Source organism: Pseudoflavonifractor sp. 60, assembly GCF_009911645.1.
GTDB lineage: Bacteria > Bacillota > Clostridia > Oscillospirales > Oscillospiraceae > Lawsonibacter.
Window position 1 is genome coordinate 1 of the sequence record NZ_QWKI01000079.1, and the last position, 26801, is coordinate 26801.

28 protein-coding genes and 1 pseudogene are annotated in these 26801 nt (G+C 56.9%); 25 read left to right on the forward strand and 4 right to left on the reverse strand.

Going from position 1 to position 26801, the window contains the following annotated elements; genetic code table 11:
- The 4 genes and pseudogenes from D1646_RS09290 to D1646_RS09305 all read left to right on the forward strand — a co-directional run.
- Positions 1-358: pseudogene (locus D1646_RS09290) on the forward strand (type IV secretory system conjugative DNA transfer family protein); the annotation flags it as partial.
- The gene (locus tag D1646_RS09295; protein ID WP_160636199.1) at positions 355-1035 is read left to right on the forward strand and encodes a hypothetical protein; all 681 of its coding nucleotides are present in this window, start codon (positions 355-357) and stop codon (positions 1033-1035) included. The pseudogene D1646_RS09290 and the gene D1646_RS09295, both read left to right, overlap by 4 nt.
- 273 nt (positions 1036-1308) lie before the next feature.
- Entirely contained in the window at positions 1309-2442 is a 1134-nt protein-coding gene (locus tag D1646_RS09300) for a hypothetical protein (protein WP_160636200.1), read from the forward strand.
- Positions 2372-4450: a VirD4-like conjugal transfer protein, CD1115 family gene (locus D1646_RS09305; protein WP_160636201.1), complete on the forward strand. Its 2079-nt coding sequence runs from the start codon at positions 2372-2374 to the stop codon at positions 4448-4450. The genes D1646_RS09300 and D1646_RS09305 overlap by 71 nt, the downstream gene beginning before the upstream one ends.
- A 49-nt stretch (positions 4451-4499) precedes the next feature.
- Here D1646_RS09305 and D1646_RS09310 read toward each other — a convergent pair whose 3' ends face one another.
- Complete coding sequence (locus tag D1646_RS09310) at positions 4500-4694, reverse strand: hypothetical protein (protein ID WP_160572318.1); 195 nt, start codon at positions 4692-4694, stop codon at positions 4500-4502.
- Positions 4695-4790: 96 nt separating this feature from the next.
- Between D1646_RS09310 and D1646_RS09315 the strand changes: the two genes are divergently transcribed.
- From D1646_RS09315 to D1646_RS09325, 3 genes are read left to right on the forward strand one after another with little or no spacing between them, the layout of a single operon-like run.
- Positions 4791-5798: a replication initiator protein A gene (locus D1646_RS09315; protein ID WP_160636202.1), complete on the forward strand. Its 1008-nt coding sequence runs from the start codon at positions 4791-4793 to the stop codon at positions 5796-5798.
- A gap of 2 nt (positions 5799-5800) precedes the next feature.
- The gene (locus D1646_RS09320) at positions 5801-6334 is read left to right on the forward strand and encodes a hypothetical protein (protein ID WP_160636203.1); all 534 of its coding nucleotides are present in this window, start codon (positions 5801-5803) and stop codon (positions 6332-6334) included.
- A 25-nt stretch (positions 6335-6359) separates the two neighbouring features.
- Positions 6360-7655, forward strand: coding sequence for a hypothetical protein (locus D1646_RS09325; protein ID WP_160636204.1), 1296 nt, complete (start codon positions 6360-6362; stop codon positions 7653-7655).
- Between the two features lie 38 nt (positions 7656-7693).
- Here the strand turns inward: D1646_RS09325 and D1646_RS09330 are convergent, their stop codons facing one another.
- Positions 7694-7999, reverse strand: a complete 306-nt coding sequence (locus D1646_RS09330; protein WP_160636205.1) for a helix-turn-helix domain-containing protein — start codon at positions 7997-7999, stop codon at positions 7694-7696.
- Between the two features lie 146 nt (positions 8000-8145).
- Between D1646_RS09330 and D1646_RS09335 the strand changes: the two genes are divergently transcribed.
- A complete protein-coding gene (locus D1646_RS09335) occupies positions 8146-9183 on the forward strand; it encodes a hypothetical protein (RefSeq protein ID WP_160636206.1) in 1038 nt (345 codons plus the stop codon).
- A 31-nt stretch (positions 9184-9214) separates the two neighbouring features.
- Here the strand turns inward: D1646_RS09335 and D1646_RS09340 are convergent, their stop codons facing one another.
- Positions 9215-9532, reverse strand: coding sequence for a helix-turn-helix transcriptional regulator (locus tag D1646_RS09340; protein ID WP_160636207.1), 318 nt, complete (start codon positions 9530-9532; stop codon positions 9215-9217).
- A 427-nt stretch (positions 9533-9959) separates the two neighbouring features.
- Here D1646_RS09340 and D1646_RS09345 point away from each other — a divergent pair, with 427 nt between their 5' ends.
- From D1646_RS09345 to D1646_RS09425, 17 genes are all read left to right on the forward strand, one after another.
- Positions 9960-13052, forward strand: coding sequence for a helicase-related protein (locus D1646_RS09345; RefSeq protein WP_160636208.1), 3093 nt, complete (start codon positions 9960-9962; stop codon positions 13050-13052).
- Positions 13053-13066: 14 nt separating this feature from the next.
- A complete protein-coding gene (locus D1646_RS09350) occupies positions 13067-14209 on the forward strand; it encodes a hypothetical protein (RefSeq protein ID WP_160636209.1) in 1143 nt (380 codons plus the stop codon).
- Between the two features lie 13 nt (positions 14210-14222).
- A complete protein-coding gene (locus tag D1646_RS09355) occupies positions 14223-14621 on the forward strand; it encodes a zinc-finger-containing protein (RefSeq protein ID WP_160636210.1) in 399 nt (132 codons plus the stop codon).
- Entirely contained in the window at positions 14618-14803 is a 186-nt protein-coding gene (locus D1646_RS09360) for a hypothetical protein (protein WP_160636211.1), read from the forward strand. The genes D1646_RS09355 and D1646_RS09360 overlap by 4 nt, the downstream gene beginning before the upstream one ends.
- A gap of 4 nt (positions 14804-14807) precedes the next feature.
- Positions 14808-15167: a sigma factor gene (locus D1646_RS09365; protein ID WP_160636212.1), complete on the forward strand. Its 360-nt coding sequence runs from the start codon at positions 14808-14810 to the stop codon at positions 15165-15167.
- Positions 15168-15176: 9 nt separating this feature from the next.
- Positions 15177-15704, forward strand: a complete 528-nt coding sequence (locus D1646_RS09370; RefSeq protein ID WP_160636213.1) for a hypothetical protein — start codon at positions 15177-15179, stop codon at positions 15702-15704.
- Positions 15694-17031 carry an AAA family ATPase gene (locus D1646_RS09375; RefSeq protein WP_160636214.1) on the forward strand — a complete coding sequence of 446 codons (1338 nt, stop codon included), beginning with the start codon at positions 15694-15696 and terminating at the stop codon, positions 17029-17031. The genes D1646_RS09370 and D1646_RS09375 overlap by 11 nt, the downstream gene beginning before the upstream one ends.
- Before the next feature lie 57 nt (positions 17032-17088).
- The gene (locus D1646_RS09380) at positions 17089-17607 is read left to right on the forward strand and encodes a hypothetical protein (RefSeq protein WP_160573358.1); all 519 of its coding nucleotides are present in this window, start codon (positions 17089-17091) and stop codon (positions 17605-17607) included.
- 22 nt (positions 17608-17629) lie between these two features.
- Positions 17630-18085 (forward strand): single-stranded DNA-binding protein, encoded by a 456-nt coding sequence (locus D1646_RS09385; RefSeq protein WP_160636215.1) that lies wholly within the window; start codon positions 17630-17632, stop codon positions 18083-18085.
- Between the two features lie 86 nt (positions 18086-18171).
- Complete coding sequence (locus D1646_RS09390) at positions 18172-18441, forward strand: hypothetical protein (RefSeq protein WP_160573385.1); 270 nt, start codon at positions 18172-18174, stop codon at positions 18439-18441.
- Entirely contained in the window at positions 18434-18712 is a 279-nt protein-coding gene (locus tag D1646_RS09395) for a DUF4160 domain-containing protein (RefSeq protein WP_160636216.1), read from the forward strand. The genes D1646_RS09390 and D1646_RS09395 overlap by 8 nt, the downstream gene beginning before the upstream one ends.
- A 69-nt stretch (positions 18713-18781) precedes the next feature.
- Complete coding sequence (locus D1646_RS09400) at positions 18782-20362, forward strand: hypothetical protein (protein ID WP_160636217.1); 1581 nt, start codon at positions 18782-18784, stop codon at positions 20360-20362.
- Between the two features lie 62 nt (positions 20363-20424).
- Positions 20425-21177 carry a Fic family protein gene (locus tag D1646_RS09405; protein WP_347565172.1) on the forward strand — a complete coding sequence of 251 codons (753 nt, stop codon included), beginning with the start codon at positions 20425-20427 and terminating at the stop codon, positions 21175-21177.
- A 280-nt stretch (positions 21178-21457) separates the two neighbouring features.
- Positions 21458-22849 (forward strand): hypothetical protein, encoded by a 1392-nt coding sequence (locus D1646_RS09410; RefSeq protein WP_160636218.1) that lies wholly within the window; start codon positions 21458-21460, stop codon positions 22847-22849.
- Entirely contained in the window at positions 22846-23619 is a 774-nt protein-coding gene (locus tag D1646_RS09415; RefSeq protein ID WP_160636219.1) for a ThiF family adenylyltransferase, read from the forward strand. Before D1646_RS09410 ends, D1646_RS09415 begins: the two co-directional genes overlap by 4 nt.
- Entirely contained in the window at positions 23616-24710 is a 1095-nt protein-coding gene (locus D1646_RS09420) for a DNA polymerase III subunit beta (protein WP_160636220.1), read from the forward strand. Before D1646_RS09415 ends, D1646_RS09420 begins: the two co-directional genes overlap by 4 nt.
- 12 nt (positions 24711-24722) lie before the next feature.
- Positions 24723-24932 (forward strand): hypothetical protein, encoded by a 210-nt coding sequence (locus D1646_RS09425; protein WP_160636221.1) that lies wholly within the window; start codon positions 24723-24725, stop codon positions 24930-24932.
- A gap of 72 nt (positions 24933-25004) precedes the next feature.
- Here the strand turns inward: D1646_RS09425 and D1646_RS09430 are convergent, their stop codons facing one another.
- Positions 25005-26690 carry a recombinase family protein gene (locus D1646_RS09430; protein ID WP_160636222.1) on the reverse strand — a complete coding sequence of 562 codons (1686 nt, stop codon included), beginning with the start codon at positions 26688-26690 and terminating at the stop codon, positions 25005-25007.
- Positions 26691-26801 lie beyond the last annotated feature (111 nt).

Consider the following 26801-nt stretch of genomic DNA (forward strand, 5'->3'; position numbering starts at 1 on the left):
TTTTGTCCAGGAGATGGTCAAGACCATCCGGGGCCTGGGCGGGATCGCCGTCACCTCCACCCAGGGGATGCAGGACCTCTTCGGCCTGGACGGCGGCAAGTACGGCAAGGGGATTTTGGATTCCAGCCGGATCAAGCTGGTTATGCAGATGGAGGAACAGGAGGCCCGGCTCATCCAGGGTGTGCTCAACCTGTCCGAGGATGAGGTCCGGCAAATCACCCGGTTCCGCCGGGGAGAGGGGCTATTATGTATCGGCTATAACCACGTACCCGTCCAATTTCACGCTACTGAGAAAGAATACGACGCTATTACCACCTCGCCCACCGATCTGCGGGCCCGGAGAAAGGAAGAGACATGAACGCGATGAAAGACGATATGAACCGCATCCAGGAGCTGGTGGTGGACGCCGCCCGGCAGGCGGGTATCCTTTCGGCCCTAGCGGACAGCGGTATGGATCCGGAGAAATTGCAGCGGACATTGGAACAGGCCTCCGGGCAGTTTGAACGCTCCGCCCTGGAGATGCGGAAGCTGTGTGAGCGCCACAGCCCCGGGGTGGGCAGATACGGCAACCGGCCAGTGCTCCCCCGGATGGAGACGGTCGGATTTGTGGAGCGGTTTGGCTACGGCTGGCTCCACATCCAGCTGAACACCCTGCTGCCCCACTGCCGGTATCAAACATCGGATTGGCTCAGCGACACCATCCGCCGCCTGCTGGACGAATATGAGAGCGGTGGGAGCGAGCTGCCCTTTTTCAAGGAGGCCATGCTGGTCATCGACGAACATTGCGCAGTCAAGGGCCGGCACATCTTCGACCAAGATAATAAGGGCTATAAGGCGGTGAGCAACGCCATCAAGGGCAGGCTGATCCCTGATGACGACCAGCACACTCTGGCCTTGGCACTGCTGTCTACCAAGAGCGAGCTAGATGTCTGCCATATCACCCTGCTGGACATGGTGGATGTGGCTGACTTCTTTGCCTACCGCTCCGGAGATTACGCTGTCCCTGACTTCTATAGCGGCAGTTGGGGGCTCTGACACCCAACAGGCCGCTATGAAAAAATGCACATTTTTCGTTCTTTGGATATAAACGGCCAGCTGTTGGGGGTCTAGCCCTTGAAAGTCTTGTGGCACAAGGGCCTTTTATTCATAGGCGCTCCAAAATTTTCTACATCATCTGTCCTCTATGTGGGGGCAACAGCTTGACCCCACATAGGGCCCTGGGAAGCGCCGAAATTGCCTTTGCGCCGGAACCGGCGCAAAGGCGGTTTCGGTGCCCGCAGGAATGTAAAGGAAGGAGGGATTTTGGTGATGTTCAGCCAGAGTGACATAGATATTCTGCGACTGATTTGCTGGTGTCAATTTGTCAAGCCAGAGTCTTTGAACAGCCTATCCACTCCAGTAGAGCGGGATAATTTGTTCGATATGGGGCTGATTCAGTTCCACAAAAAGAGCGAATCATTTACCCTCACGAAAAAGGGAAGTTCTTTTTTACAGAAGATTTTTACGCTCCCCGACCTGACCAAATCTTATCACAAAGACACGGTTGACCGCCGTCTGAGATTGACCAATCTGGCACTTACTGCCTATAAGGGGGCCATCAATATTTTTACGACAACACCGGAAGAATTAAGCGACGCTCCTTCGCTGTTCCTATCTGCTATTACACGAGGCCGTGGTTCCAATCCCTGGGGCAGCACTCGGGTGGCGGCCATCGCTCACCTGGGGGACTTAATCTGCGCCGTCCACTATGTCTGTCCCGGTATCGGTAAAGTGGCCCTGACAGATGAACTGACTGCTTTCTCCAACCAGACCGCCCAGTTTCCGGGCAGCAAGCGGGCTTTTCTTTTCGCCGGTGAGAGCTACAAGGATATCCTCACCGAGCTGGAAGCCGACACCCAGGCCGATTCCAAGCTGATCTCCTACGGGGGTGCATACCAGTGTCTTCAGCTTCCGGTCCACCTTCTCTCCTGCGACGATACCGGGGCGGTGCAGCTTCAAATCATGGCACAGCCTGACTACCGTACCCGGCTGGCCCGGGCCGCGCTGAAGGAGGAGTACCAGCCTCCGCCCTTGGATGTGCCTGTCTGGGACGCCATCTATCGGGACCGCCCTCTTGTCATCGCCGCCGACATGGATCTGCGCCGCTTGGACGCCGCCATTCAGGCCGCCCGGGGCCGGGGGATAAAGAAGATCACCGTTGCTGCCTTGGAGGGGCAGGCCAGGACAGTGCTGATTCCCCGCTATCAGGCCGCTGGTCAGGCCAGGGTGTTCGCATTGACCAAAGAAGCAATCATGGAGGTCACCGACCGGCCGCCTGTTCCCTATACTCCGCCCCGCACTCAATTCCTCACTGAGAAAGGAGATGTTGTCGATGCTCCGCCCATCCGAATACCTGGCAAAGCTGGAGGACAGGCTGGTGGAAAAGCTCGGCCCCTGGTTTGAGCGGCACAAAGCTAAATTTCCTGTCTACATCCCCCTCGGGCTGCTGGGCTGGTACATTTACGGAATGTTCCTCAACTCCATTCGCCTGGGCACTGCCGCCACCTTCCACACCGAGGGCGAGGAGGTGGGCAGTATCTGGGTATTCAACCCCCTGCGCAACTGGCTTGTAATCTTCACACCCTTTGGACTTGGATTCACCATCGTCATCCTTCTGCTGATCTGCCTTATCACTAAAAAAGGGTACATTTGGTTTTCAGGATACAAATTCATTCATGACCCCCGGGGCTTCGATATCCTACCGGACGCCACCCACGGCTCCTCCGGCTTCCTGACGAAAAAGGAGCTGGAGGAGTTTTTGGAGCTGGGCAGCGTCGCAAAGGTCAGGGGCATGATGTTGGGAAAGTGGAAAAAGCGACCGGACGACCTGGACAAATATGCCGCCTATGTGGCCCACCGGATGGTGCCCGGGGACAACAACAATCTGCTGTGCATCGGAGCGCCAGGCAGCGGAAAATCCAGGGGCTTTATCATCCCCTTCCTGTTGGGCTGTGCCCAGCGGGGGGAGTCAGTATTTGTGACCGATCCCAAGGCCGAGCTTTTTGAAAAAATGGCCCCCTACTTTACCAAACACGGCTACTGCGTCCGGGCAGTGAACTTTTTGGACATGGCCCACTCGGACGGCTGGAACTGCCTGTACTCCCTGGATCAGGAGACCCAGCTGGTGCAGACGGTGGCCAACACCATTATCCAGAACACCTCCGGCCCCAAGGAGGCGGACGACTTCTGGAGCCGGGCGGAGCTGAACCTGCTTATGGCCCTCATCCACTATGTCTGCAATCTGAAGGACGCCAACGGCAAGCTGCTCCCCATCGAACAGCGGGGGCTGGGGGATGTGTACCAGCTGCTGGCCAACAAGAGCATCCAGGAGATTAACCGCACCCTGGCCCAGCTGCCCCCGGAGCACCCGGCCAAGGGCCACCACGGCCTGTTCCTCAAGGCCCGGGAAAATCTCTGGGGCAACATCGCCATTGGACTGGGCAACCGGCTGGCTATTTTTCAAAATAAATTGGTGGACACCATCACCCGAAACCACGATGTCGATCTGCTGCTCCCGGGACAAAAGCCCTGCGCCTACTTCGTCATCATCTCCGCCCAGGACAGCGCTTACCGCTTCCTCAGCTCCCTGTTTTTCTCCCTGGCCCTGCCCCGGCTGTCCGACTACGCCCGGCTGAAGGGCAAGGGCGGCCGTCTGCCGGTGCTGGTCAACTTCTGCCTGGACGAATACTGCAACATTGGCTATATGGACGGCATTGCCGATGCCCTGAACAGCATCCGGGGCTTCAACATGAGCTGCCAGATCGTGGTGCAGAGCCTGAGCCAATGGCAGGAAAAGTACCCCGGCAAGGAGTGGGAGAACCAGTTGGCTACCTTCGACCAGACCCTCTACATGGGGGCCAACGACTGGACCACAGCGGACTACATCTCCAAGAAATGCGGCAAGGTGACCATCTCCGTGACCAATAATCAGATGCCCCTCATGCCCCTGTTCTCCCCGGTCTATACCTCCACCCGGCCCTACTCCCAGACCCGGAGCAATACCCAGCGGGAGCTTATGCAGCCGGATGAAATTCTCCGCTTGGACCGGAGCCAGTGTATCGCCCTGTTCCAGGGCCACAAACCCGCCCTGCTCTACAAGCTGGCCCCGGAGGAGCTTCCAGACTATGGCTCGCTGAAATCCCGCCGGGTGGTCAAGTACATCCCCAAGTGGAAACGGCGGGAACAGCAGGCGCAAAAGAAAAAGGCCGCCAGTAAGCAGACCAAACCGGCGGAGCGTGCTCCAAAAGAACAGCTGCCGCCGAAGGAGAAAGTCAATCCCGCTCAGGACCTGGAGTACAACATTGAGGACACCAAACAGGAAACCGCCGGCGGGATTGGGCTGATTGACCTGGGGGATGTGGTCGGTGACGATGAGCCCGATGAAGAAGCGGACAGCCCACCGGGACGGTGATCCCAGCGGGCTGCGCTGTTGCAGACGTTATGATAGGCAAGCGAGCCGATCACACTTGCAGGTCATCTTTTTTATCCTTAAACCAGCCGGATTTCTGCTTTTCCCGCCGGTCTTTCCGAACCTCGTAGTACGCCTCTTGAAACATCGTATAAATTTCGGACGGACTTTTGCCCGTCAGATCTTGTCTCTGGACATACAGCATTGCAACCGCTTCCTCTGCGGAACTTGGAAAAATATTAAACATTGGGCCTCCGGACATATGGACATCCCCTTTCAAAACGAATTATAAACGATTGACTCCTTAATTTCAAGAAAAATTCAACAGATGGAGGTGACCCCCATGAGGGCCGCACAGATGAAAGAACGCCCCGGCTTCTCCCTGATGAAGCAGACGGACGTGCAAACCATATACCACATGCAGATGCCCCGCTGGCTGTTCTCCGATCCTAGATATGCCGACATGAGCCTGGACGCCAAGGTGACCTACACCTTTTTGCTCAACCGCTTCCAGCTCTCCCGCAGGAACGGCTGGGTGAATGACTACGGCGAGGTTTTTGTGATCTTCCCCCGGAAGGAGCTGGCCCGGGAGCTGCGCATTTGCGAGCAGCGGGTGACGGCGGCCTTTAAGAGACTGGTGGAGCTGAAGCTGGTCTGGGAGAAGCGCTGCGGCCGGGGCGACGCCAACCAGATCTACCTGGCCAGCGTGGAGCCGTTGGACAACCCTGGCTACTCCAGCGCCCCATTCGTTCCGGAACCGGACAGCGATTCAAGAACCGCGGATTCTGACGGTCTTGACGGCGCCGGCTTTCCCATGCCCAAACAAGAACCGCAGGATCTGAGCGGCAAGAATCTCCAAAATGGAGCTTCAAGAACCGCAGAACCGGCGGTTGCAGAACCTCAAAAAATGCGGCCAAGTTATATTAAATCCAGTCATACTGAATCCAGCTATACTGATGTCAGTCAGCCAGTCAGCGCCGGGGGCGCGGACGGACCGGCGGACGATGAGGAGGAGCTCATGGGCATTTTGGACGCCTGTGAGCTTTCCTGTTTCTCCCCGGAGGTGGCCCGGGTGTTCGAGAACGCTATCGAGCGGCTGTTCTACCTGGATCACTTCCGAGTGGGCGGGGCCACCCTGCCCCAGAAGCGGGTGCGGGCCCGGCTGAAGCTGCTGGATGGGATGATCCTGCGGGACGCGGAGCGGAAGCTGCGGGCCAACCTGGACCGGGAGGTCAGGAACTCCACCGCCTACACCATGGCCACCATCTTCAACTGCATCGCCGAGAGTGAGAGCGACCTGATAGTGGACCCGGAGCTCAACCGGATGAATGTGCCCTCGGGGAGGTGGTAGCAATGCTTTTGTCCAACCAGCAGAAATACATCCTGGACGCCCTGCGGAAGCTGGGCTGTGTCCGGGAAGATCAGCTCCACGCCCTGGTGCGGGGCAAATTCCAGCGTCCTGGCTTTGCGGTCAGGGAGGAGCATATGTCCGCCATGCTGCGGCAGCTGCGTTCCGGTTTGGGTGATTTCCATGTGGACGGCGGCTTTGTCTACCTGGCCCGGGGCCAGCCCGACACCGCCCGCCTGGAGGCCATCGACGTCATGCTGGAGCTGAGCGAGGGCGCCCCCCAGGAGTTCACCGTGAAGGTGGACAGCCCCCGGCTGCTCTGCTTCACCCTGGGCGGGGACAAGCTGAAGCTGTTTTCCGTGGCCATGCTGTCCCATGTCTCCGACACCCAGCTGCTCCAGCGGGAGCGGTCGGAGCGGATCGTCTGGATCAGCGACAGCGGCACGCCCCCGGATGGGCTGGCCTTGCCGCCCAAACACTTCTTTGCCGCCCGGCAGACGGACGGCTCACATCGCTTTTATGGCTCCAACGGGCCGTAAAAAATACATTTTTGGAGGTAGCATTATGCCTAGAAAGAAAGTCAATCCCGTAGAGGAACCCGAGCAGGTCAACGACATGGAACTGGAACCCCAGGCCCAGGAGGAAAATACGGAGGGACTGGAACAGCCTGCCGCCGATGTTCTTCAGGAGGACACGGCCCTGCCCGCCAGCAGTGAGGCGGCCCCGCCGTCTGACCAGCCGCCCGAGGACATGGACACACCCCCGGCCGAGCCCCCTGCGGAGGATCAGGATACCGGACAGGACGGAGAACCGGCCGCCCAAGTTGAGCCGCCGCCCCTAGAGGAACCCGTGGATGTCCCGGAGGAACATTCCGCCATGCAGCCCTTCTGGATGGAGCCCAGCACCCCGCCGTCCCCGCCGCCTGCGGCAGAGCAGCCGCCCGACCCTGAGCCTACGCCCCCTCTCCCCAAAAGCGACCGGCAAAACTTCTACGGTCTGGACTTCAACGCCCTGGATCGTGGCCTGACAGCGGAGGAGCGCCAGGAGTGGAACTCCATCTACGCCTCCTACCGGGGCCGCAGTGCCCTCACCGGGACCATCATCGGCGTGGACCCCCTCCACATCAGCGTCCGGAACAAGGAGACCGGAGCGATGGAGAAAAAGACCATGTACTGCGCCATCGTGGTGCCCTACCGGGTGCGGGTGGTCATCCCCGACACCGAGATGTGGGAGCAGGAACAGGCCCGGCCCGACTTCGTGCTCCAGAACATGGTGGGGGCGACCATTGACTTCATCATCATCAAGGTGGACAGAGAAAACGGCGTGGCGGTAGCCTCCCGGCGTTTGGCTGCCCGGTCCCAGCGGTACTTCTTCGCCCACCGGCCCAACTTGAGCCAGACCGGCGCTCAGGTCAAGTGCCGGGTACTGTCCGTGGGCCCCCGGCGCTGCCTGGTGGAGTGCTACGGCCACGACATCAACCTCACCCAGCGGGAGCTGCGGTACACCGCCATCCCCGACCTGCGGGAGGAGTACCACCCCGGGGAGGAGCTGGAGTGCGTTGTCACCGGCTTCGACCCGGAGAAGGACGACCTCCAGATTTCGGTGAAGGCCACCCAGTCCAACCCCTTCGACGGCGCGGAACAGCGCCACCCCGTCGGCAGCCGCCGGTATGCCACCATAGCCGGAAAGTACGGCGGCGGCGTATTCTGCAACCTGCCCGACGGCACTGTCTGTATGTGCAACTACTCCTACCAGCACGAGGACTCCGACTTCATGGTGGGCGACACCGTGATTGTCCTGGTTCAGCGGTTTGCGGAGGAAAAGCGGCAGATGTACGGGAAAATCATGAGTAAGTGGTAAACAAAACGGCCCCGGACTTTTAAAGTTCGGGGCCACTTTTACATATTTTTGAGCAATTCCAGCACAATTCGCTTCTGAGCATTGTTTAGTGCTGCCCAATTGTCCAACATTTCTCTTTGTTCATCAGTGAGGTATACTGCGTCAGTGCCTTCAGCAAAAAATTGTGACAACGAAATTCCGAGTCCTCTACACACCTTGTCCAAAGTCTGGATGGTTGGCGTTTGGCTCTTGCGATACCATGTGGAAATCGTTGATTGCGTCAGCCCGGAATTTTGGGCTAACTCATATTCTGACCAGCCACGCGCCAAACGCAGTCTTGTAATTTCCTGCAAAATATCTTTCATGTCTTCCTCCTTGCCGCTTCGTTATAGCGTAAATTATACTTCGTTAAAAACTTGATTTTTAGTCCGTTAGACCGTATAATATTTAACGATATAAAATTGATATAAGGAAGACAGAACAGTCAATATAGAAACCGAAGGAGAAAGCTATGAGAGGGCAAGTAGAAAAAGTAGAGCCATATATCCCCTATTACATCCACCAATTCGGACGAATTAGATTCAAGGGTGCTGGCATTTTGGTGCAAATTTTGAATCGTTATGTGCTGGATGCTCCCTCGTCGGACAAGTGGAATTATAAACTACTCATCTCACAGGTTGCCGACGAAAAGAGTGTTACCCCAGAGGCCCTGCGGCATGCCATCAAGCGATATGTAGAGGATGGCTGGAAGCAGGGCTTCAGCTGGGAGTGGAAAAAATATACCGGCTGGAGTGCGGACACTCCACCCGATACCAGTACAGCGATTAAATTGCTCTGCGAATCATTTTTCGATTTTGTCAAGAATTATGAGGCGCTGGTTCAAGAGAACAGGGCTTATTATCTGCGAAACGCAATCGAAAGCAGGGATGAGAATTTGAAAGACATTTTATCCTCAGCGGATGATATCATCGTGGAAAGCCATCTCTATATGACCCTGGAAGACAAAAAGGAGCTGGACGCCTATGTGTGCTACCTCACCTATCGGGTCCAGCGGGATCTGTATGAGCTGTGCCAAGAAGGCGGAAAGATTGGCGAACTTTCGTGGCAGGAATTTGTCTGGGACATACGCCACTGGAAGCGACTCAGATTTGCGGCGATCATTGTGCTTCAAGAGACGATAAAGGAGTTTCGGCGCAAAGGGCACTTCAATTTTGAGGCGGAGAACGTGGCGCGGTTCCTTGACGACAGTGACATGGCCGACAGAAAAGACGGCAATATATATTCTTCCCAGTTGTTTCCCGCCGAAGAAGGGCGTGCGCAGGTGGAAAGCATTTTATTGACCGCGGAAATTGTTCAGTACAAGCGGCAGCTTGCTATGGGAAAGGCTTACTCATGGGAGTATTTTCTGGCCGACATGTCGCAGGATCAATCTTTGTGGAATGAAACGCTGATGGCGTTCCGGGACGCGCTGGTGAACCTGGATTTCAAACCCCTCTGGCAGTCTGAACAGCTGGAGGAACTGATAAAAGAAATGGACCCGGCGGAGTAGTCCCTGTGCCGCTTCGGCGCAGGGGCTTTGATTATTGTGTGCATGCAATAGCCTCTTCTATCATTCGGATGATATGCTCCCGTTTTTGCGGTGGAACTTCTTTCAACTTCTGAACGATATAGGAAAATTCCACTGGAGCGTCGCCAAACAGCAGACTGTCCGCAGAAACTTTCAGGGCCATAGACAGCGCCCGGATGGACTCGGAGGACAGCCCGGAACGGCCACGCTCCACCTCCTGAATGAAGTTGGCGGTGTAGCCGGACAGCTGCGCCAGATCCTCCCGGGTCAGCTTCTGGGCCAGCCGCTTTTCCTTGATCCGTGTCCCCACCTCTATGTTGATATCTTTCAATGTCCTTAGAAAAGAAAAAGATTTCTTTTCGCAAAGGCGTTGTGCTTTGGGGGACCGCCGGCCGGACGCTCCGAAAAGTCCAGCAAATTGAAAGAGCGCTTATGGGTCAAAAGCTATCCCACAGAGCAGTGAAGGAGATCGAGTTTTCCCTGGACAGTATGATCGAACAATATCGGCTTGGTTGAGAAAACCTCAACTATACAGCTCCCTTCCCCAATGATAAAATGGGAGTGTATTTCAGGGCGGAGTAAGTTTAGGGCGGAGTAAGTGAGGGAGGAATGGAACGCGGCCAGGGGCGTAGTGCGCCCCGACGTACCAGACTGCATCGACCTTGAAATCAACAAACGAACAAGAACGACCGTGTATTTGCCTTTTCAGAGGCGGACACGGTCTTTTTTTGTTCAAAAAGAAGGGAGTTTTTGAATGAATGTCACAGAGCAGACTGATCCCGCTGACCTATTATGACCCCGGCAAAGAAGTGCGCCTGACGGTGTACGCGGATACCATCATTCTGGACCGAAGCGGAGAGGGCAGTGTCATCAGCGCCGTCCGCTTTGGCGGCTACCCGGAAATGGTGAAGGCCATGTCGGACGCCATCTACGGCGGATCAACCTTGGAAATGCCCCTGAACGGCCAGACCAGCCAGCTGAAAGCAATCCCCAAGCAGTACCGGCGGCAGATGTCCCACGACGGCCAGTACGCGGTGGGTACTCTCATGGTGAACGACGACCCCCAGGCCGCTGATTCCCCGGACGATGAAGATGAATCAGACGAGGCCGGCGAACAGCAGACCATCCAGCCCCGGAAGTGCTACATCTTCGTCCCCGCCGGGGACAGGGACCGGCTCTTTGAGGAGCTGGACCGCAAGACCGCAGCACCCCTCATCCCGGAGTTCCGGGACGCTGTTCTGGACGCCCTCATCGACCGGGGCGAGCTGCGGCCGCTGGAGGTCTTCTCCCTGACGGAGAAGCTGGACGCCTGGGTGCTGGAGCTGCGGCCCAACGATGAAAACGTGGTGGAGATTCTGGAGCGGGGCCTGGAGTGCGGAGCTATCTCCATTCCCGGGGCCAGCCCGGACCAGCCGGACGGCTTTGAGGGCGTGGAGAATATCACCGGCTACCTCAACACCTTCGGCGTCACCGTGGCCGACCGCATCCGGGACCAGTTCACACCTCTGTTCGACCCGGCCTCCGAGCCGCTGTCCGAGGAGGTGCTGGCTGTCAACGACTACATCCAGCAGAAAGCGGGGTACTCCCTCTACGACGCACAACTGGCCGTGGCCGAGGCGGTCAAGCGCCAGTTGGATCGGAAAGGTGTCGCGCTCATCATTGCCGAATGTGGAAGTGGAAAGACGAAAATCGGCTCCACGGCCCTGGGCGCTCTGCATGGTATGTGGGCAGCTCAAAGCCGGGGCGTGGCCCAAAAATCCTTTGGGCTGGTCATGTGCCCCTCCCATATCACCAAGAAGTGGGTGCGAGAGATTGGGGAGACCTTGCCCAACACCTATGCCATGGTGGTCAAGAGTATCACAGAGCTGGAGCGGCTGTACGGAATGTACCAGGCCGGAGACAAAAGCGTCTATGCGATATTCAGCAAGGAGAAGGCCCGGGACGGCTATATGCGCTATCCCGCCGTCACTTGGAATGACCGCAAGCGGGCGTTCCTCTGCCCCGACTGCGGCAAGCCCATCCAGATGGAGTACAGCGACGACGGCTCCCGTTACCTGGTCAATGCAGACCTGCAATTTTTCCTGCGGGAACATAAGAAAAATCGTGTCTGCCGGGAGTGCGGCTCCATGCTGTGGGCCCCGGTCAATCCAGGCAGAAATATCCTTTGGACCAAAATATCGCATTTTGGCTGGGTCTACAAGTCTTTCGCCGCCAGCTACCAGTCTCTCACAGAAGATGACGTAATTCTGGAGCGTCTGCGTGAGATCGCCGAAAATCCCCAGGGCAGTTTCCCGGTCAAGGGAGCCTGCCGCCGTTTTCCCCTGAGCACCTACATCAAAAAGAAGATGAAGGGACGAATTGACGCTTTCCTGGCCGATGAGCTCCATGAGTACAACAACAACAGCGGCCAGGGGGACGCAATGGCGGAGATTTTCAGCGTCAGTAAGCGGTTTGTGGGCATGACGGCCACCCTCATCAACGGCTACAGCTCGGGCATTTTCCATCTGCTGTACCGGCTGGTGCCCGGTCTGATGCGCAAGGACGGCAAGAGCTACCGCAGTCCCCAGACCTTTGACGCAGAGTACGGGGTGGTGGAGAACACCTACGAAACCACCGACGCCGCCTACAATGCCAACCGCCGGGCCAGCAAGCGCAAAACCAAAACCCGCCAGCTTCCCGGAGTATCTCCCCTGGTGTTTTCCCGGTTCCTGCTGGAATACACCGCTTTTCTCTCGCTGAACGATATGGGCAAGGACCTCCCCGATTATGAGGAGATACCCATTCCTGTTGAGATGTCGGAGGATGTGTATGACGCCTATAAGGAGGTGGAACGGGATATTCGTGCGGTGCTGAAGTCGGACCGGAAAGCGGCCCAAAAACTGCTGTCTGCCTATCTGAATCTGCTCACCGTCTACCCGGACCAGCCCTATGACCAGCCGGATATCGTCCATCCCATCGACGGCCATATTATTGCCCACCCCAGCAATAAGGCCTGCTTTGACGACATTCTGCCAAAGGAAGAAAAAGTGCTGGAGATCGTCAGGGAGAAGATCGCCGCCGGTGAGCGGGTCATGATCTACACCAGCTGGACCCGAACTGACTCCCAGCAGAAACTGGTGAAGCTGCTCACCGGGGAGGGGTTCCGCACTGAAATTCTCAGCCCAACTATCTCACCAGAGAAACGGGAGGCTTGGGTAGAGAAGCGCATTCGCTCTGGCTGCCAGGTGCTGATCACCAACCCCCGCTGTGTGGAGACAGGCTTGGACCTCAACGCCTTTACCACCCTGATTTTCTACAGCATGGGCTACAACCTGTTCACCCTGCGTCAGGCGGCCCGCCGGAGCTGGCGGATCAACCAGACGGCGCCCCGGGTAGAGGTCTATATGCTCTACTACGTTGACACCATGCAGGCCAAGGCTATGAAGCTGATGGCCTCCAAGCTGGCTGTAGCCGGGATCATTGAGGGCAACCTTTCAGAGGAGGGCCTTGCCGCTATGAGCGATGTGAAGGACCTGACCTCTCAGATGGCGAAGGAGCTGGCCCTGGGTATCAAGGACAACGTGGAGGATATTGCCGCAACATTCAAGAAAATGGCGATCATCAATCCCCGCCGTGAACGGGTCCGGACCGCGGCCCTGCCTGTTGTTGCGGCAGTTGAGGAGACGGCCGCTGTGGAAGAAACGCCCGTTACTGTTGCCGCACCAATTCAAATCCGTACTGTGGATGCGGAGAACAAGCAGGCCCTCTACGATGGGCTGCTGCAACGGACATTGGAAGAACGCAGAAAAAAGAAGTCGAAGAAGAAGCCGGTGGACGAAAACCAGCTGTCTTTCTTCGATTTTGTTGCGTAGAAGGAGGAATTTCTTTGAACATTACCATGAATCGGGCCGAACTGCTGCACGCTGTCAAGCGTGCGGCAGCGGTCGCCCCGGCAAACTCGCCTTTGGAGGCGCTGAAAGGCGTGCTCCTGGAGGTGAGCGTCGCCAGCAAGTCGCTCGTTCTCACCGCCACAAACCTGGAGGTCACCCTGAAGCAGAAGCTGGCCTGCGCCGCCCCGGAGGACGACGCCCTGGCCATCGACGCCAGGCTGCTGGCCGGGATGCTGGAGAAGCTGCCCGGCAACACCGTGGAATTGCGGCGAAAGCCTGGAGACAGCCGGCTGGCCGTCTGGAGCGGCGGTGCCAAATACAATGTGTCCATCTGGGAGCGGGGCAGCTACCCCAAGGCGGAGATCCCCTCTGTGACCAATCTGGTCCGAATCAGCGGCATCCCCTCCATGGCAAAGCGGACGGTTTTTGCCGCCGATGAAAACAACGAGAAGCCCATGCTGAAATGCGTTCAGTTCCGGGTCACCCAGGACGGCCTCCGGGCCGCCGGCAGTGACGGAACCTGCGTGGTCACAGCCAGAGGGGACGACAAGAGCACCGGCAATTTCAGCGTCCTGATTCCCGCCCCCTCTCTGAGCCGTCTGGCCCAGATGTGCGAGGACAAGGACGAATTTCGCGCCGGAGCCAATGGCAAGAATATTGTTTTTGTTCGGGAGGGCTTTCTGTTCTCCGCCCGGCTGATCCAGGAGAAGTACATTGATACGGACTTTCTGACCAGCTCCCTCAAAAATCAGTTTACTGTACTCACCGATGTGGCGGAGCTGCGCAGGGCGCTGGACAATGTGTCCTGTGTGGAGCCCGATGGGAAGGTGCAGTTATCCTTTGAGGGCATGACGCTGTCCTTCCGGTGCGGCGGCGTTCACGGAAGCGCCCAGAACGCTATTACAGTGGCCCCGCTGACCGGAATACCCCAAGGTGAGTATTGGTATCTCACCAAGCGGCTGAACAACTGCCTGCGGTCTTTATCCGGGACAGCCACCCTGGGGATCGCCGCCGGCGGGATGCTGACGCTGGATACCGAGCACGCCTTCTACATGCAGGCCGGTGTGCGGCCTGGAGCGCCACAGTCCGTTCCCCAAAAAGAGGCCAAGAAACCGGCTGCCGGGAAGAAAGCGGCGTAGGGGGTGGACACAGATGAAAATTCCCACCATCTGCCGTTACTGCGGAGGTGTGATCCGCCTGGTGCCTGCCCGGAAGATTTATGGTGCTTCCACCGACCGGCTTGGGCTGGCTGGTGAGAACATCTACCTCTGCCAGAACTGCAACGCCCGGGTAGGCTGCCATAAGGGGACCAACCGTCCCCTGGGCAACGTGGCCAATGAGGTGCTGCGGCTCAAGCGGCGGGAGACCCACCAGGTCTTTGATCACTTCTGGCAGAGCAGCGGGATGAGCCGGACCCAAGCCTACAAGTGGCTGGCCGGTCAGATGCGATTGTCCGAAAAAGACGCCCACATCGGCGGCTTTGAGATGGATCAGTGCCAGCAGGTTATTGACTTGTGTGAGAAAGAATTGAACAAGGAGGCGGTCGCTTGAGCGAAAGCGAAAAGAATTGCAGCAACTGTCTGCACTCCTACATGGAGTGCGAACGCTTCCATCTGCGGCAGAAGTGCCGCAGCCCGGAGTACAACTCGCCAAACTATACCCATGATGAACTCATGAAAGACTGGGGACAGGGCTATTGCCGCTTCTGGACCCCCCAAATACAGAAAGGATAACATTATGAAAAACAACTATTCTATCGCCGAGCGCAACCGTATCGTGGAGGAAAACCTGCACTGGATCGACAAGATCATCCAACGGAACGCTGCTCTGATGCGGGCCGCCCATTTGGACTACGACGATGTGTACCAGGACCTGGCCATCCGCCTGATCCAGTGCGTGGAGAACTTCGACCCCGAAAAGGGCAATTTGGATCAGCACATCATGTGCCAGCTCCAGTATGAGATGCTCAACTGCAAGGACAGCCGCCGCCGGTACGGCTTTACCGCCGCTCCCCGTGACCTGCGGGGCGCGGTGATCTCCTTGGACGCCTTCCGGGATGACGACAGCCTGTTTTCTGATGAGCTGGCTGTGGCATGAGGGTAGCAAATGAAAGATTTTTTCTCAGTGTGCCAGAAGAAAATAGACGCCTTTTTCGAGAGGATTTATGACCATTTGGCTACATATACGGAAGATAAGGAAATAAAGCGGTGCAGCTTTCGGGAGCTTGCTTTGGAGGATAAGCTGGATCATGTGAAGCTGGACAATAAATTCCTGCAATTACAGCTGACCAAGACACGAGCGGACCTCTATGAGCTCCAAAGGCGGCCGCAGGAGCTGAGAGACGTTGTCTCCAGGATTCTTCTGATGTCCGATGAAGAACTCCGGAAAGCTTCCCGGTTTTCGGTGCGTCGGTCAGAATCCGTCCCTGGCTGGGAAGCTGTGACCAGCTTCTGCTGCCTGGGCGGCTGTGACATGGATGTGTACCCATTTCCATCGGAACGGGACGCGCTGCTGTTTGCGGCGCTGCTGAAGGCGGTGGGCTATCAGCCGCCACACAATGTCGCCTGCGCTGAATGCTATCAGGAATATATGTCAGAACAACTTGAAGGAGGAATTGATCTCTATGCCGAGTAATTTGAGAGACCAGATGTTGGCCGTGATTGCCGATGTCAACGCCCAGGTGGCCGAGCGGGAGGAGCTGGTGGAAATGATCGCCATCGCCCTGCTGACCGGGAAAAACCTGTTCATCCTGGGTGCTCCCGGCCAGGCCAAGAGCTACGCCATCAATGCCTTCCGCAGCCGGATTACCGGTGCAAGGCAGTTTGAGCGGCTTCTGTCCAAGCAGACCGATGAGGAACAGCTCTTTGGGCGCATTGACCTGTCCAGCCTGATTCCCGGCAGCGTACCCAGGGATGTGCTGGAGAAGAACCCCCAGTACCAGGATATGTATGGCCGGTTGGAAGCCCGGCTTGCCAGCGGCGGGGATGTTGGCGACCTGCCTGAGCAGATGGAGCGCCAGCGGAAAGCCTTGGGTGAACTCTATGGCGGCGATCCCCAGGTCAATACCGCCGGCAAAATTCCCGAAGCAGACATCTGCTTTCTGGATGAAATTTTTAAATGCAACGACGGGGTACTCAATTCGCTGCTCACTGCACTGAATGAGCGCAAGTACACCAATGAGGGCCGTACATACCCCATCCCCACCATCTCTTTCTTTGCGGCGTCAAATGAAGTGCCCAATTTCAGCGACCCCCAGGAGAAGATTCTGGAGGCTCTGTACGACCGCCTGGAGCTGAAGGTGGTGACGGCGAACATCGAGAATCGGGACAAGCGGCTTGCCGTCCTGCGGGACAAGCAGGCTGGCCGCACCGGACAAATTGCTGCTTCCGTCACTCTGGATGAGTTGAAGCAGATGCAGGAGGAAGCTGCAAATCTTCCGGTTCCGGAGGCCATTAACGAGCTGGCCGACGACATCCTGTGCCAGCTGCGCAGGAACGAGATCACCGTGTCCGACCGCAAGTACCTCAACTACTACCCCATCGCCCAGGCCAGGGCGTGGCTGTCCGGCCACACTCAGGTGGAGCCCCAGGATCTGCTTGCGCTGAAAAACTACCTCTGGCAGAAACCGGGGGAGCGGGCTGTTGTGGAGTCGGAGCTGAACCGTATGTGTATCAATCCCATGCAGGACAAGGTAAATAACATCCGGGGCATGGCAGTTGAGGCCAAGGAGGAATTTGACGCGGCCAAGGAGCAGGTGGGCAGCAAGGCCCTGATCAAGCTGCGTGGCGAGCTGATCCGTCTATACAGCGACCAGCAGAAGCTGGCAGGTGAAGCCCAGTCCGACAGCGAGCGCCAGATGACGGACGGACTTCTGACCGACCTGGAGAGTATCAGCCGTCAGGCCCATGAGGCGGTGGGCTTTACCTACACGCCGCTGGAACAGTTGGCCGCCTTGCAGTAAAACAGACTTTTCGGCCCCCGAGGGGGCCGGAACTGATAAAACGTGGAGCGTGATAAGATGGCAAAAAAGTATTCCTTCCCGGAACCTGGATGTGGAAGCTGCCAGCACTTGCAGTATGCGGGCAACAGCGTCCTGGGTACCCGTTATTGCGGAGGGTTTCCGAAAAAGAGGGCTCCCAGGCGGTTTTGGGCCTCCGACCCCAAAATCAAAGCGCCCAAATGGTGCCCCAAACGTATTTCGCCGCCGGTGTGCCGGGTCTATGGTTTCGCCGATGAACAGAGCAGGGATTTGGACTTCCTTACCAGCAGGAACTTTGACCACAAACACGACCAGTACATTTATCCGTCACCCTCTCGCTACAAGCTGCGGCTTGAAACGTCCCTGGGCATCAATGCCAGGACATTTTATGAGCGGGTAAGCCACGGAGACCTGGATGATTTCCTGATGGAAGCCGATATCTCCCTGGGAGAAGTCGTTGAGATCGACGATGGCCTGCACCCCTACTTCTTTTACTGCTTGAGTTGGTCAAGGTTTGTACCTGCGCCAACCTTTGATCCTTCCATAGCACAGAAATAAAAACAAAAGGAGAAAGACTATTATGTTGAATCACATCACTGTTATGGGCCGCCTGACCCGCGACCCGGAGCTGCGCCGCACTCAGAGCGGCACTCCGGTTGCCAGCTTTTCCATTGCCTGCGACCGGGACTATAAGGACAAGGCCACCGGCGAGCGCACCACCGACTTTATTGACGTTGTGGCCTGGCGCACCACCGGCGAGTTCGTGAGCAAGTACTTCACCAAGGGCCGTATGGCTGTGGTCTCCGGCCGCCTGCAGATGCGTGACTGGACGGACAAGGAGGGCAACAAGCGCCGCTCCGCTGAGATCATCGCTGACAGCGTCTACTTCGGCGACTCTAAGTCCAAGGAGGATCAGGAGCCCCCGGCCAGCACTGGCGGCCCCGTGGAGGCGGCCGGCGGCGACCCCTTTGGCAGCCTGCCGGGCGGTTTTGCTCCGAATTTTGGGGAGCCTGACGAAAGCACACTGCCGTTCTGAAATTACAGGCGCTGAAATCATTGATATTTCACCTTAAATCTGATAAGATAAGCACAAAGATCAATACCAGAAGGGTGGATTACAAAATGATGTATCCCTATATTACACTGGCGGATGAAACTGAAATTACGCACTCCCATCTGATCGAAGCGGATGGAAACCAGACTGTGGAAGTCCATTTTGAGCGTTCCACAGAGACCGGGTTTGACTCGGCTCGATGTGTGCTCCCATCCTATCAGTGGAAATTTTCGGAAGGATTCACCCCGGAAGAAATGGATTTTTTCAACGAATTTCTGCACAGCAACGCCCATCTGCTCTACCGCTATGCGGCGCAGGGAGGGATTCACTGTGCCTAGTTTATTCCGTGTCGGTGGATATCTGGTATTTTTCTGGTCAAATGAGAACGGGGAACCGATCCATGTCCATATCGCCAAAGGAAAACCATCACCTGGCGCCACTAAAATATGGCTGACCCGTTCGGGGGGCTGTGTTGTGGCCAACAATGCTGGTCGGATACCCCAAAGCGACCTGAACGAGCTGATGGAGATTATTTCGGCGCAGTTTTTCCTGATCTGCCGGAAATGGAAAGAACATTTTTGTGTGGAGGAGATTCAGTTTTTCTGCTGAGTCCCATCCGAACCTAAGAATCGAAGCGGTACGCTGTGCCGCTTCGATTCTTTTATGAAAGGATTTTATATGAAAAAATATCGTACCATTGGCGCAGTTCTCAATTCTCCGTTGGCGAATGTTGTTGCTCCATCGAAGATCAACACCACCGACCGGGTGCTGCGCTCCACAAAACTGGAGGACAGCATCTACACCGACCTGCGAGCAGACGACGGCAGCCTGGACCAGGTTGAACAGACTGCCGCAGAGAAGTTGGCCTCGTTCCCGGCATTGTCCCGGGACGTGTTCCAGTCCTTCTACTCCCTGCTGCCCCGGCACAACGATGAAAACACTCTCTCCGTGGCGGCCCGAAAGTTTAACGCCCCTATTTTGGAGCGTATCACCCAGAGCGAGGACTTTCCCACACTGAAAGCCATCTGCGAGGGCCGGGAGTTGCCCGCCTACGAGGCGGCATCGGAGTTTATTACCCAGACCGCTGGGGAGCTGGACGGCCTTCTTTCAGACCTGGGCGGCGAGAATAACGCCCTGAACACCCTGGAGAAGCTGGAAAAGGGTGAGGAACAGGCCCAACGGGACCTGGCCGGCCTGCTGGAGCGGATGCAGCGGTGTAAGGAGCGCGACCCACAGCTGGAGCAGTCCGTGGTGGAGGCCGCCAACCGGGCGGACAGTAAGCAACGTCAGGTGGAGGCCGTAGGCAAGATGATCGACGCCAAAGCCGCTAAAAATAAGGACGATTTGACCGCCAGCGTTGCCCAGGCTGTCAGCGCGGCGGTGGAAAAGGCTGAGGAAGTGCAGAACATCATCGGGGCCTGGAGCGATGAACCGGGCAAACTGGAGAAGAACAAGGTCAACACCGGTCTGCTGGACCTGGTACGGAAAAGCGACGTACTGAAGGACATTTCCAAATATTTGGGCCGGTTCCGTGAGATATTCGCCCAGGGCAAGCGCAACGGCTACGCCTATGGCCGGGGCGAAAAGTATTCCCTGGAACTGGGCTGCAACCTCTCCCGGGCCCTTACCTCGGAGCTGGCCATGCTGGCCTCGTCGAAAACTGTTCTGCTGTTCCTGCAAAAGTATCAGCGCAAGCAGATCAAGCAGTACCAGCGGCGGGAGCCCATTTATAAAGGCATGGGGGACATCATCTGCTGCTTGGATGAGTCTATCTCCACCGCCGGCGACCCCGCCGCATGGGGCAAGGCCGTGGCCCTGACCCTGTTGGAGATCGCCGCCGGCAGCGGCCGCGGCTTCGCGCTGATCCATTTTGCCAGCAGCGGCGAGTTCAAGACCGACTTGTTCCGGCCGGGCGAGTACACCATGGGAGACAAACTGTCCGCCGCCGAGACTTTTCTCAATGGCGGCACCGACTTCCAGACACCTATGGAGGAGGCCATGCGGCTGATGAAGGAGGAAGGCTTTGAAAACGCTGATATTGTGTTTATCACGGACGGCGAGTGCGAGCTGCCCCAGGAATACCTGGATGAACTGAAACAGGAGCAGACAGCCCACCGTTTCAAGGTAACCGGCATTTTGCTGGACAAGGATGAACCCAACATGGATTTCAGCCTGAAGGCGTTCTGCCAGGACATCTACCGCACCAGCCAGCTGCTGGGAGATGATATTGTGCGGGAACTGGTGTCAAAGCGGGTCTGAATCTGTCAAATGGCTTGCGCACTGTCAAAAAATATGCTAAAGTCTTAGTGAGGTGATTTTGGGTGAATTATCAGGATATTGTCGCCATCTGGCAGAGCAAACAGATCAAAACCGCCGCCGATATTGCCTGTGAGATGAACGGGAACGGTGTGGCGTTTATTTACCACTCCGCCAAGATTGAAAACGACCGGATCACCTACCACGACACCCGGGAGATCTTCGACCACGGGGGCGTGACGGGCTACACCGGGGATGTACGCTCCTTGTTTGAGATTCAAAACTCTGTTGCGGCCTATTACCGGATGCTGGACGCCTTTGAGAAGCGGGAGCCCCTGAGTGAGGGACTGATCTGTGAGCTTCAGAGGCTTCTCACCCAGGGAACCTATGACACTCTGCGCTACCAGAAGGGCGAGCGGCCCGGCGTCTATAAGAAAAATGACTATGTAACCGGGGCCCAGGAGGTCGGCGCGCTCCCCGAGGATGTACCGGAGGAGTTGGGTGAGCTGGTCCGTGAGCTGGCGGATGTCCGCCCTGAACAGGCCCTGACGGCGGCGGCCTATTTTCACGCCAAATTCGAGAATATCCATCCCTTTGCCGACGGCAATGGCCGGACCGGGCGGCTGCTGATGAACTATCTGCTGCTTCTGCTGGACCATCCGCCCGTCATTATCCATGTGGAGGACCGGAGGGCGTACTATGACGCACTGGAACAGTTTGACAGCGATCAGAAGCTGGACAGCCTGGTGGATTTCTTGAAGTCTCAAACCGTAAAGACCTGGCAAGCCCGTTTTGAGCGTGGAAGAAACAGAACATAATTTATATCTCAGCGGCGGCCTTCGGACCGCCGCTTTTTTAGTTGAGAAAACCTCAACTATACAGCTTCTTTTCACAATGCTAAAATAAGAGTGTATTTCAGGGCGGAGTAAGTTTAGGGCGGAGTAAGTGAGGGAGGAATGGAACGCGGCCAGGGGCGTAGTATGCCCTAACGCACCAAACCGAATCGACCTGGAAGTAAATAGACGAACAAGAAGATCACAGTTGCCTTTTGGGCGGTTGTGGTCTTTTTTTGTTCAAAAATTGAAAGGAGCCAGCATTATGAGTGAGCCTATCAACAGCGGATTCCCGTTCTCCGGCATGGAGGACAGCGAAGAACTGGACGTCAGCGCCATCTTTGGCGGCGGCGCTCCCACAGATGACGTCAATCCCTTTGACCTTCCGGCGGCGCGGACGGAAACCCCTGCCGCTCCCCCGGAGCAGCCCAAGCCGGAAGCTCCCGCGGCACCGGCGGAGCCGGTTGTGGCCCCCGTGGCCTCTGCGCCTCAGCCGGAGCCCGCACCCAAGCCCCAGCCTGTTCCCCAGGCCAAAACACAGAACCCCGCGCCTGCCAGCGAGCCCGCCAACCCCATTGCGGCGGCCATTGACAAGCAGGAGATCCAGGCGGCTCAGACAGCGGCCAAATCCCTCTTTGAGAAGGCCCCCATCTTCTCCTACGGCAGCGCCAAGGATGAGATCACCGACGGGGCCATGACCTTTGAGGAGCTGCGCATCGCCAAGTCGGACGATTTCCCTGAGCTGGGCGAGGGCAAGCGGGTATCCTGGTCGGTGGAGTACGGCAAGGTGACCAAGGCCATCACCGATCCCAAGGGCACCACCATCCAGTCCGTCAAGGAGGAGATCGAGCGGTCCAAGGCGTTTCTGGACGGCCTGAAGAAATCCAAGGATAAGAGCCCGGACTGTCTGGTGAAGCCCAGGGTCACCGCCCAGAGCAAGGGGATCGCCGCCTACAAGGGGGTATTCCAGTCCCTGGAGGAGGCCCAGGCCTCGGACAAGACCATCTGCCTGCTTCCCTCCGGGGACGGCAGGGTCTACGAGCTGCGCAAGACCGAGCTGGGCGAGTTCGTCGCCCCCAAAGACAATGTGGTGGAGTTTTCACGCATCAGGGCCGGGTTCACCCCGGCCCTCCCCCTGATTCCCGCCTCCCTGCTGAGCCAGATCATCGCTTTTTTTCGCTGCTACATGAATGAGACAGCGGAGTTTGAGGCCCTGGCCCACATCCTTTGGGATAAGGAGTCGGAGGAGTATGTGGTCCGCATCCCGCCCCAGGAGGTCTCCAAGGCCAGGGTCAACGCCGATCTGAGCCGGGATGGTCTGGATGAAACGCGGTATCTCCACTACATGGACATCCACAGCCACAACAGCATGGCGGCGAAATTCTCTCCTGTGGACGACCAGGATGAGCGGGCCACCCGGCTGTATACCGTGTTGGGCCGGTTGGACCGGTTTTTCCCGGAGATCACGGTGCGGATGTCTTGCGGCGGCACCTACTGCGAGTTGGACCCCGGCCTGATTTTTGAAGGTCTGGACGAGGTGTTTCCCCGGGAATGGCGGGATAACGTCAAAATCGGGGAGACAAGAGCCATAAAGGATGCCAAAGCCCAGCTGCGCGAAGTTCTGTTATCTGGGACATTTTTGGAGGGTGAGTTATGAGATTCTCCCGGACCCGCCCCGTGAAGATCGTTCAGCTGGGCGCCGGCGGCACAGGGGGCCACATTGCGCCCCACCTGTACCGGCTGCTGTACTCGCTGGACCGTCCGGTGCGGTATATCACCTGTGACGGCGACGTGGTGGAGCAGAAAAACCTGGTGCGGCAGAACTTTACTCCCGCCGACCTGGGAGAGAACAAGGCGCAGGTGCTGGCGGAGCGGTACTCCTCCGTGTTCGGCATGGAGACGGAGTACGTCCCCGATTTCGTGGAGGATGAGGACCGCCTGAAGGACCTGCTGATACCCATGCGGTTCCGGCAGAGACGGCCCAATTCGTACCGCGAGGAAATTGTGGAGGAGATGGTCATCCTGCTGGGAGCTGTGGACAACAACAAGTCCCGGCAGCTGTGCCACAGAGTGTTCACCCAGGCAAAGGAGCTGATCTACATTGACAGCGGCAACGGGGAGTACACCGGCCAGGTAGTCTGCGGTGTGCGGCGGAGTGGTAAGACATACTACCCGCCCATCGGTGTGGTCTACCCGGACGTGCTGGAAGATACGGATAAGTTTCCCACGGAGCTGTCCTGCGCCGAGGCGTCGGTGTCGGTTCCCCAGAGTATGGCGGCCAACATCACCGCCGCCACCGCTGTGGTAGACATGATCTACAACATTCTGGCCGTGGGCGAGAGTACGGTGCGGAAAATCACCTTTTCCACCCGTACCGTCAATATCCGGCCAGAGATTCAAAAAACAAAAAGGAGGAGCGCAGCGTGAAGGCAACCGTAGACGCGAAGGAATTTTCCCAGGCTCTGAACAAGGTAATCAAGGTGATCAAGCAGGCGTCCATCCCCGAATTGGAGGGGGTGCTGATAAGCATCAGCAATGACCGCTGTACCCTGACTGCCACCGACTTTACCACCTGGCTGACCACGACGATTCCCGCCCGAGGCGATGATCTGAGCTTCGTGTTTCAGCGTCCCAAGGACGCCGCCCGGGCCTGTGGCCACTTTGAGGGTGAGTTGATTTTGGAGGCGGAGGAAAAAAGCAATCATAAAACCCGCTGTATCCAGCTCACCATGTCTTGCGGCCCCCGGGCCGCGCAGATGGACGCCTTCCTGCCCGAGGACTACCCCGCTATGCGGGAGGAACAGACGCGGCACACCTACACAGTCAACGCCGCCCGGCTGCTGGAGCGGGTGGAGCATGTCAAATACGCACTGAGAAAACCCGATGATAAGCTGGAGGCCCAGCGCACCCATGTGCAGTTCGATGGCAACAAGGTGTTCGCCGTGGACGGCTACCGGCTGGCCTGGGATGTGGATGAAGGTCTGGCTGTCCGTCAGCCATTTATGGTCCTGCCTGAAGCACTGAAATACCTGAAAATGTTCGGCAATCAGGAAGTGACTGCCAGCGTGGGTGAGTGGTATCTCCAGGTAACGGATGGTACAACAGAGCTTCAGACCCGGATCGGAGGACCGCTTGTGTTCAATGTGGACGGTGCCGTTCCCAAGGAATTTAAGGAGGAGTTCTGCGTCTGGCCCGAAGAGTTCTTGAGAGAACTGGACTATCTGAAAAATCTGACCCGCAGCATAGGCGGTGCCTGCGTCCGTTTTTCCGGCGGCAAGCTGTCAATGTTAACGCCCAGCGGAGGTTATTGCACGCAGATTCAGATCGACGGGGAGAGCAGTATCGACTTCGGCTTTGAACTGCGCTACATGATCGACGCCCTCCGGCAGTTCCGGGGGGAGCCCCAGGTGAAGTTGAAGGTCATCAACCCTGTGGCGCCAATCATTCTGGAGGCCGAGGGCCGTAGCGACTTCGCTATGGTCCTGCCTGTCCGGATGAAACAGGCCGCGGCGGCGTGATTGGAGGCCGGCATGGAATTCAAGGACATTGCGGGTGTCTGCCCCGTCTGCGGCGGGCCCCTGATCTACGGGGAAAATGCCGTTTCCAGCAAGAATGGCTCGGTAGACTGGACCTGTCAGGACTGCGGAGCGACCGGAAAAGAGGTCTATCGGGAAGTGTTCGACAGCCACCAGGATGTGCGGCTGGGCGATAGCCGCCCGGTACCGCCGAGAGAAACGTGAAGGAGTGTATCACTAAGATTGCGTTTTATTAGGAAAACACACTGTCAAAAGGATTTTATGCTTTGGCGGGGGTCAGCCCGCCTCGGCGGTGTCAGTGGTGTTGATTTCAATGTACTCGGCAATCTTGCGGAACTCGTCCGCAAACTTAAAGTGAACACTGATATTGCCGTTTTCGTAAACCTTGATATGGTCTACCAGCTCAATCAGAATTTCGCGGGTCAGCTTTTCGATGTTCTGATATTTCGCAAAAGCTACCAGCGCGGGATGCTGCTGGTCAACGCCGTTTAAGAGCTCTTTCCGTTCAGCCATCAGCCGGGCCAGCAAATCCGAGAGCCCAGCGGCCTGCCGTTCATAATCGGCTTTCATTTCCCGGTATTCCTGCTGGGTGATTTCCCCATCTTTCCAGTCTTGATACAGTGACTGCTTATAGCGGGTGATTTTCGTCAATTCCTTTTCCTTTGCGGCTATCTGGTCGTTAAGGCGGTGGGATTGACTTTTTTTCAGCGGGGCCGCATTGATACGGGCTACTATTTCCGAGTAGGAAACGGCGGTGCTCACTTGATACTGGATAGCGAACAGAACGGCGGCCTCTAAACGGTTGTGCTTGATAGAGTGCATGGTGCAGGCCGTCCGGGAGCGGTTCTTGTAGGTGGAGCAGGCATAATATACATTTTTCCCGCTCTGGCTCCGGGTGACGGATTTCCCACAGTCCGCACATTTCAGAAAGCCGCTGAACAAATGGAGCTCCCGGCCCTTGGGGGTTGTCCGGGTATCCCGGAGCAGGAGGGCCTGCACCCGGTTAAAGGTTTCGTGGGTGATGATGGCCTCGTGGGTATCGGGGACGCGCACCCATTCTTCCTCCGGCACAGCCTCAATCTGGTGTACCTTGTAGCTTTTCACCCGGCGGCGGCCCTGTACCAAATCCCCGGTATAAATGGGATTTTTCAGAATGTCATTGACAATCTTGTTTCCCCACATGGGATTGTCGGCCACGGCGGGGGAATAGGGCAGGCCCTTTTCTATCCGGTATGCCGTGGGGCTGGGTATGCCGTGTTCGTTCAGATAAAGCACTATCGCGTGTTTGGTGGTTCCTTGCAGGCACAGCTCGTAAATCTTCTTGACGATTTCAGCGGCCTCCGGGTCAACGATTAGCTGGTGTTTGTCTTTGGGGTCTTTTATGTAGCCGTAGGGGGCGAAAGAGCCGATGTACTGGCCGTTGCGCCGCTTATTATCAAAAACCTGCCGGATTTTCTTTGAGGTCTGATAACAATACTGGTCATTCATCACGTTTGTTATCGGAACGATGATGCTGTTCACGCTATCCGGGTTTAGGTAGCTGTCCACGCCCTCGGCCAAGCTGATAAAGCGGACGCCCATCTGCACAAAAAGGTTATCAATCAGACTTCCGGCATCGCTATAATTCCGGGCGAAACGGGAAAGGTCTTTCACCACAACGCAGTTGATTTTCCCGCTCATTACATCCCCCAAAAGCCGTTGGAAACTTTCGCGCTCCGTATCGGTTCCCGTGTGGCCGTCATCCACATACTCGGTGTAGCTTTCAAATTCTTCCGCATGGTTGAAGTGAAAATCATTGAGAATGTCGCGCTGGTTTTTCACGCTGTTGCTATCGTCAAGCCCCCGGTTGATTTTCTGTAAATCCTCTCGGGAAAGCCGGATGTAGCCGCCCATTTTCCAGAGCCGGGCCGTATAGGTAGGGGTCAAAGTCTGCTGATACCCTCTGTTTTTTGTTCGTGCCATTGTTCCTCCTTCCCTATCACATTACACTTATATTATACCTCTGTCCGGGGCAATCAACAAGGATGTCGATGCTTTGGGACAGTTTGTCTCGAAGTAAGAACGGGCCGCAAC

Coding starts and splice junctions, on each gene's coding strand:
- D1646_RS09295 (WP_160636199.1), top strand. CDS start 355: ATGAACGCGATGAAAGACGATATGAACCGCATCCAGGAGCTGGTGGTG.
- D1646_RS09300 (WP_160636200.1), top strand. CDS start 1,309: ATGTTCAGCCAGAGTGACATAGATATTCTGCGACTGATTTGCTGGTGT.
- D1646_RS09305 (WP_160636201.1), top strand. CDS start 2,372: ATGCTCCGCCCATCCGAATACCTGGCAAAGCTGGAGGACAGGCTGGTG.
- D1646_RS09310 (WP_160572318.1), bottom strand. CDS start 4,694: ATGTTTAATATTTTTCCAAGTTCCGCAGAGGAAGCGGTTGCAATGCTG.
- D1646_RS09315 (WP_160636202.1), top strand. CDS start 4,791: ATGAGGGCCGCACAGATGAAAGAACGCCCCGGCTTCTCCCTGATGAAG.
- D1646_RS09320 (WP_160636203.1), top strand. CDS start 5,801: ATGCTTTTGTCCAACCAGCAGAAATACATCCTGGACGCCCTGCGGAAG.
- D1646_RS09325 (WP_160636204.1), top strand. CDS start 6,360: ATGCCTAGAAAGAAAGTCAATCCCGTAGAGGAACCCGAGCAGGTCAAC.
- D1646_RS09330 (WP_160636205.1), bottom strand. CDS start 7,999: ATGAAAGATATTTTGCAGGAAATTACAAGACTGCGTTTGGCGCGTGGC.
- D1646_RS09335 (WP_160636206.1), top strand. CDS start 8,146: ATGAGAGGGCAAGTAGAAAAAGTAGAGCCATATATCCCCTATTACATC.
- D1646_RS09345 (WP_160636208.1), top strand. CDS start 9,960: ATGTCACAGAGCAGACTGATCCCGCTGACCTATTATGACCCCGGCAAA.
- D1646_RS09355 (WP_160636210.1), top strand. CDS start 14,223: ATGAAAATTCCCACCATCTGCCGTTACTGCGGAGGTGTGATCCGCCTG.
- D1646_RS09365 (WP_160636212.1), top strand. CDS start 14,808: ATGAAAAACAACTATTCTATCGCCGAGCGCAACCGTATCGTGGAGGAA.
- D1646_RS09370 (WP_160636213.1), top strand. CDS start 15,177: ATGAAAGATTTTTTCTCAGTGTGCCAGAAGAAAATAGACGCCTTTTTC.
- D1646_RS09375 (WP_160636214.1), top strand. CDS start 15,694: ATGCCGAGTAATTTGAGAGACCAGATGTTGGCCGTGATTGCCGATGTC.
- D1646_RS09380 (WP_160573358.1), top strand. CDS start 17,089: ATGGCAAAAAAGTATTCCTTCCCGGAACCTGGATGTGGAAGCTGCCAG.
- D1646_RS09385 (WP_160636215.1), top strand. CDS start 17,630: ATGTTGAATCACATCACTGTTATGGGCCGCCTGACCCGCGACCCGGAG.
- D1646_RS09390 (WP_160573385.1), top strand. CDS start 18,172: ATGATGTATCCCTATATTACACTGGCGGATGAAACTGAAATTACGCAC.
- D1646_RS09400 (WP_160636217.1), top strand. CDS start 18,782: ATGAAAAAATATCGTACCATTGGCGCAGTTCTCAATTCTCCGTTGGCG.
- D1646_RS09410 (WP_160636218.1), top strand. CDS start 21,458: ATGAGTGAGCCTATCAACAGCGGATTCCCGTTCTCCGGCATGGAGGAC.
- D1646_RS09415 (WP_160636219.1), top strand. CDS start 22,846: ATGAGATTCTCCCGGACCCGCCCCGTGAAGATCGTTCAGCTGGGCGCC.
- D1646_RS09425 (WP_160636221.1), top strand. CDS start 24,723: ATGGAATTCAAGGACATTGCGGGTGTCTGCCCCGTCTGCGGCGGGCCC.
- D1646_RS09430 (WP_160636222.1), bottom strand. CDS start 26,690: ATGGCACGAACAAAAAACAGAGGGTATCAGCAGACTTTGACCCCTACC.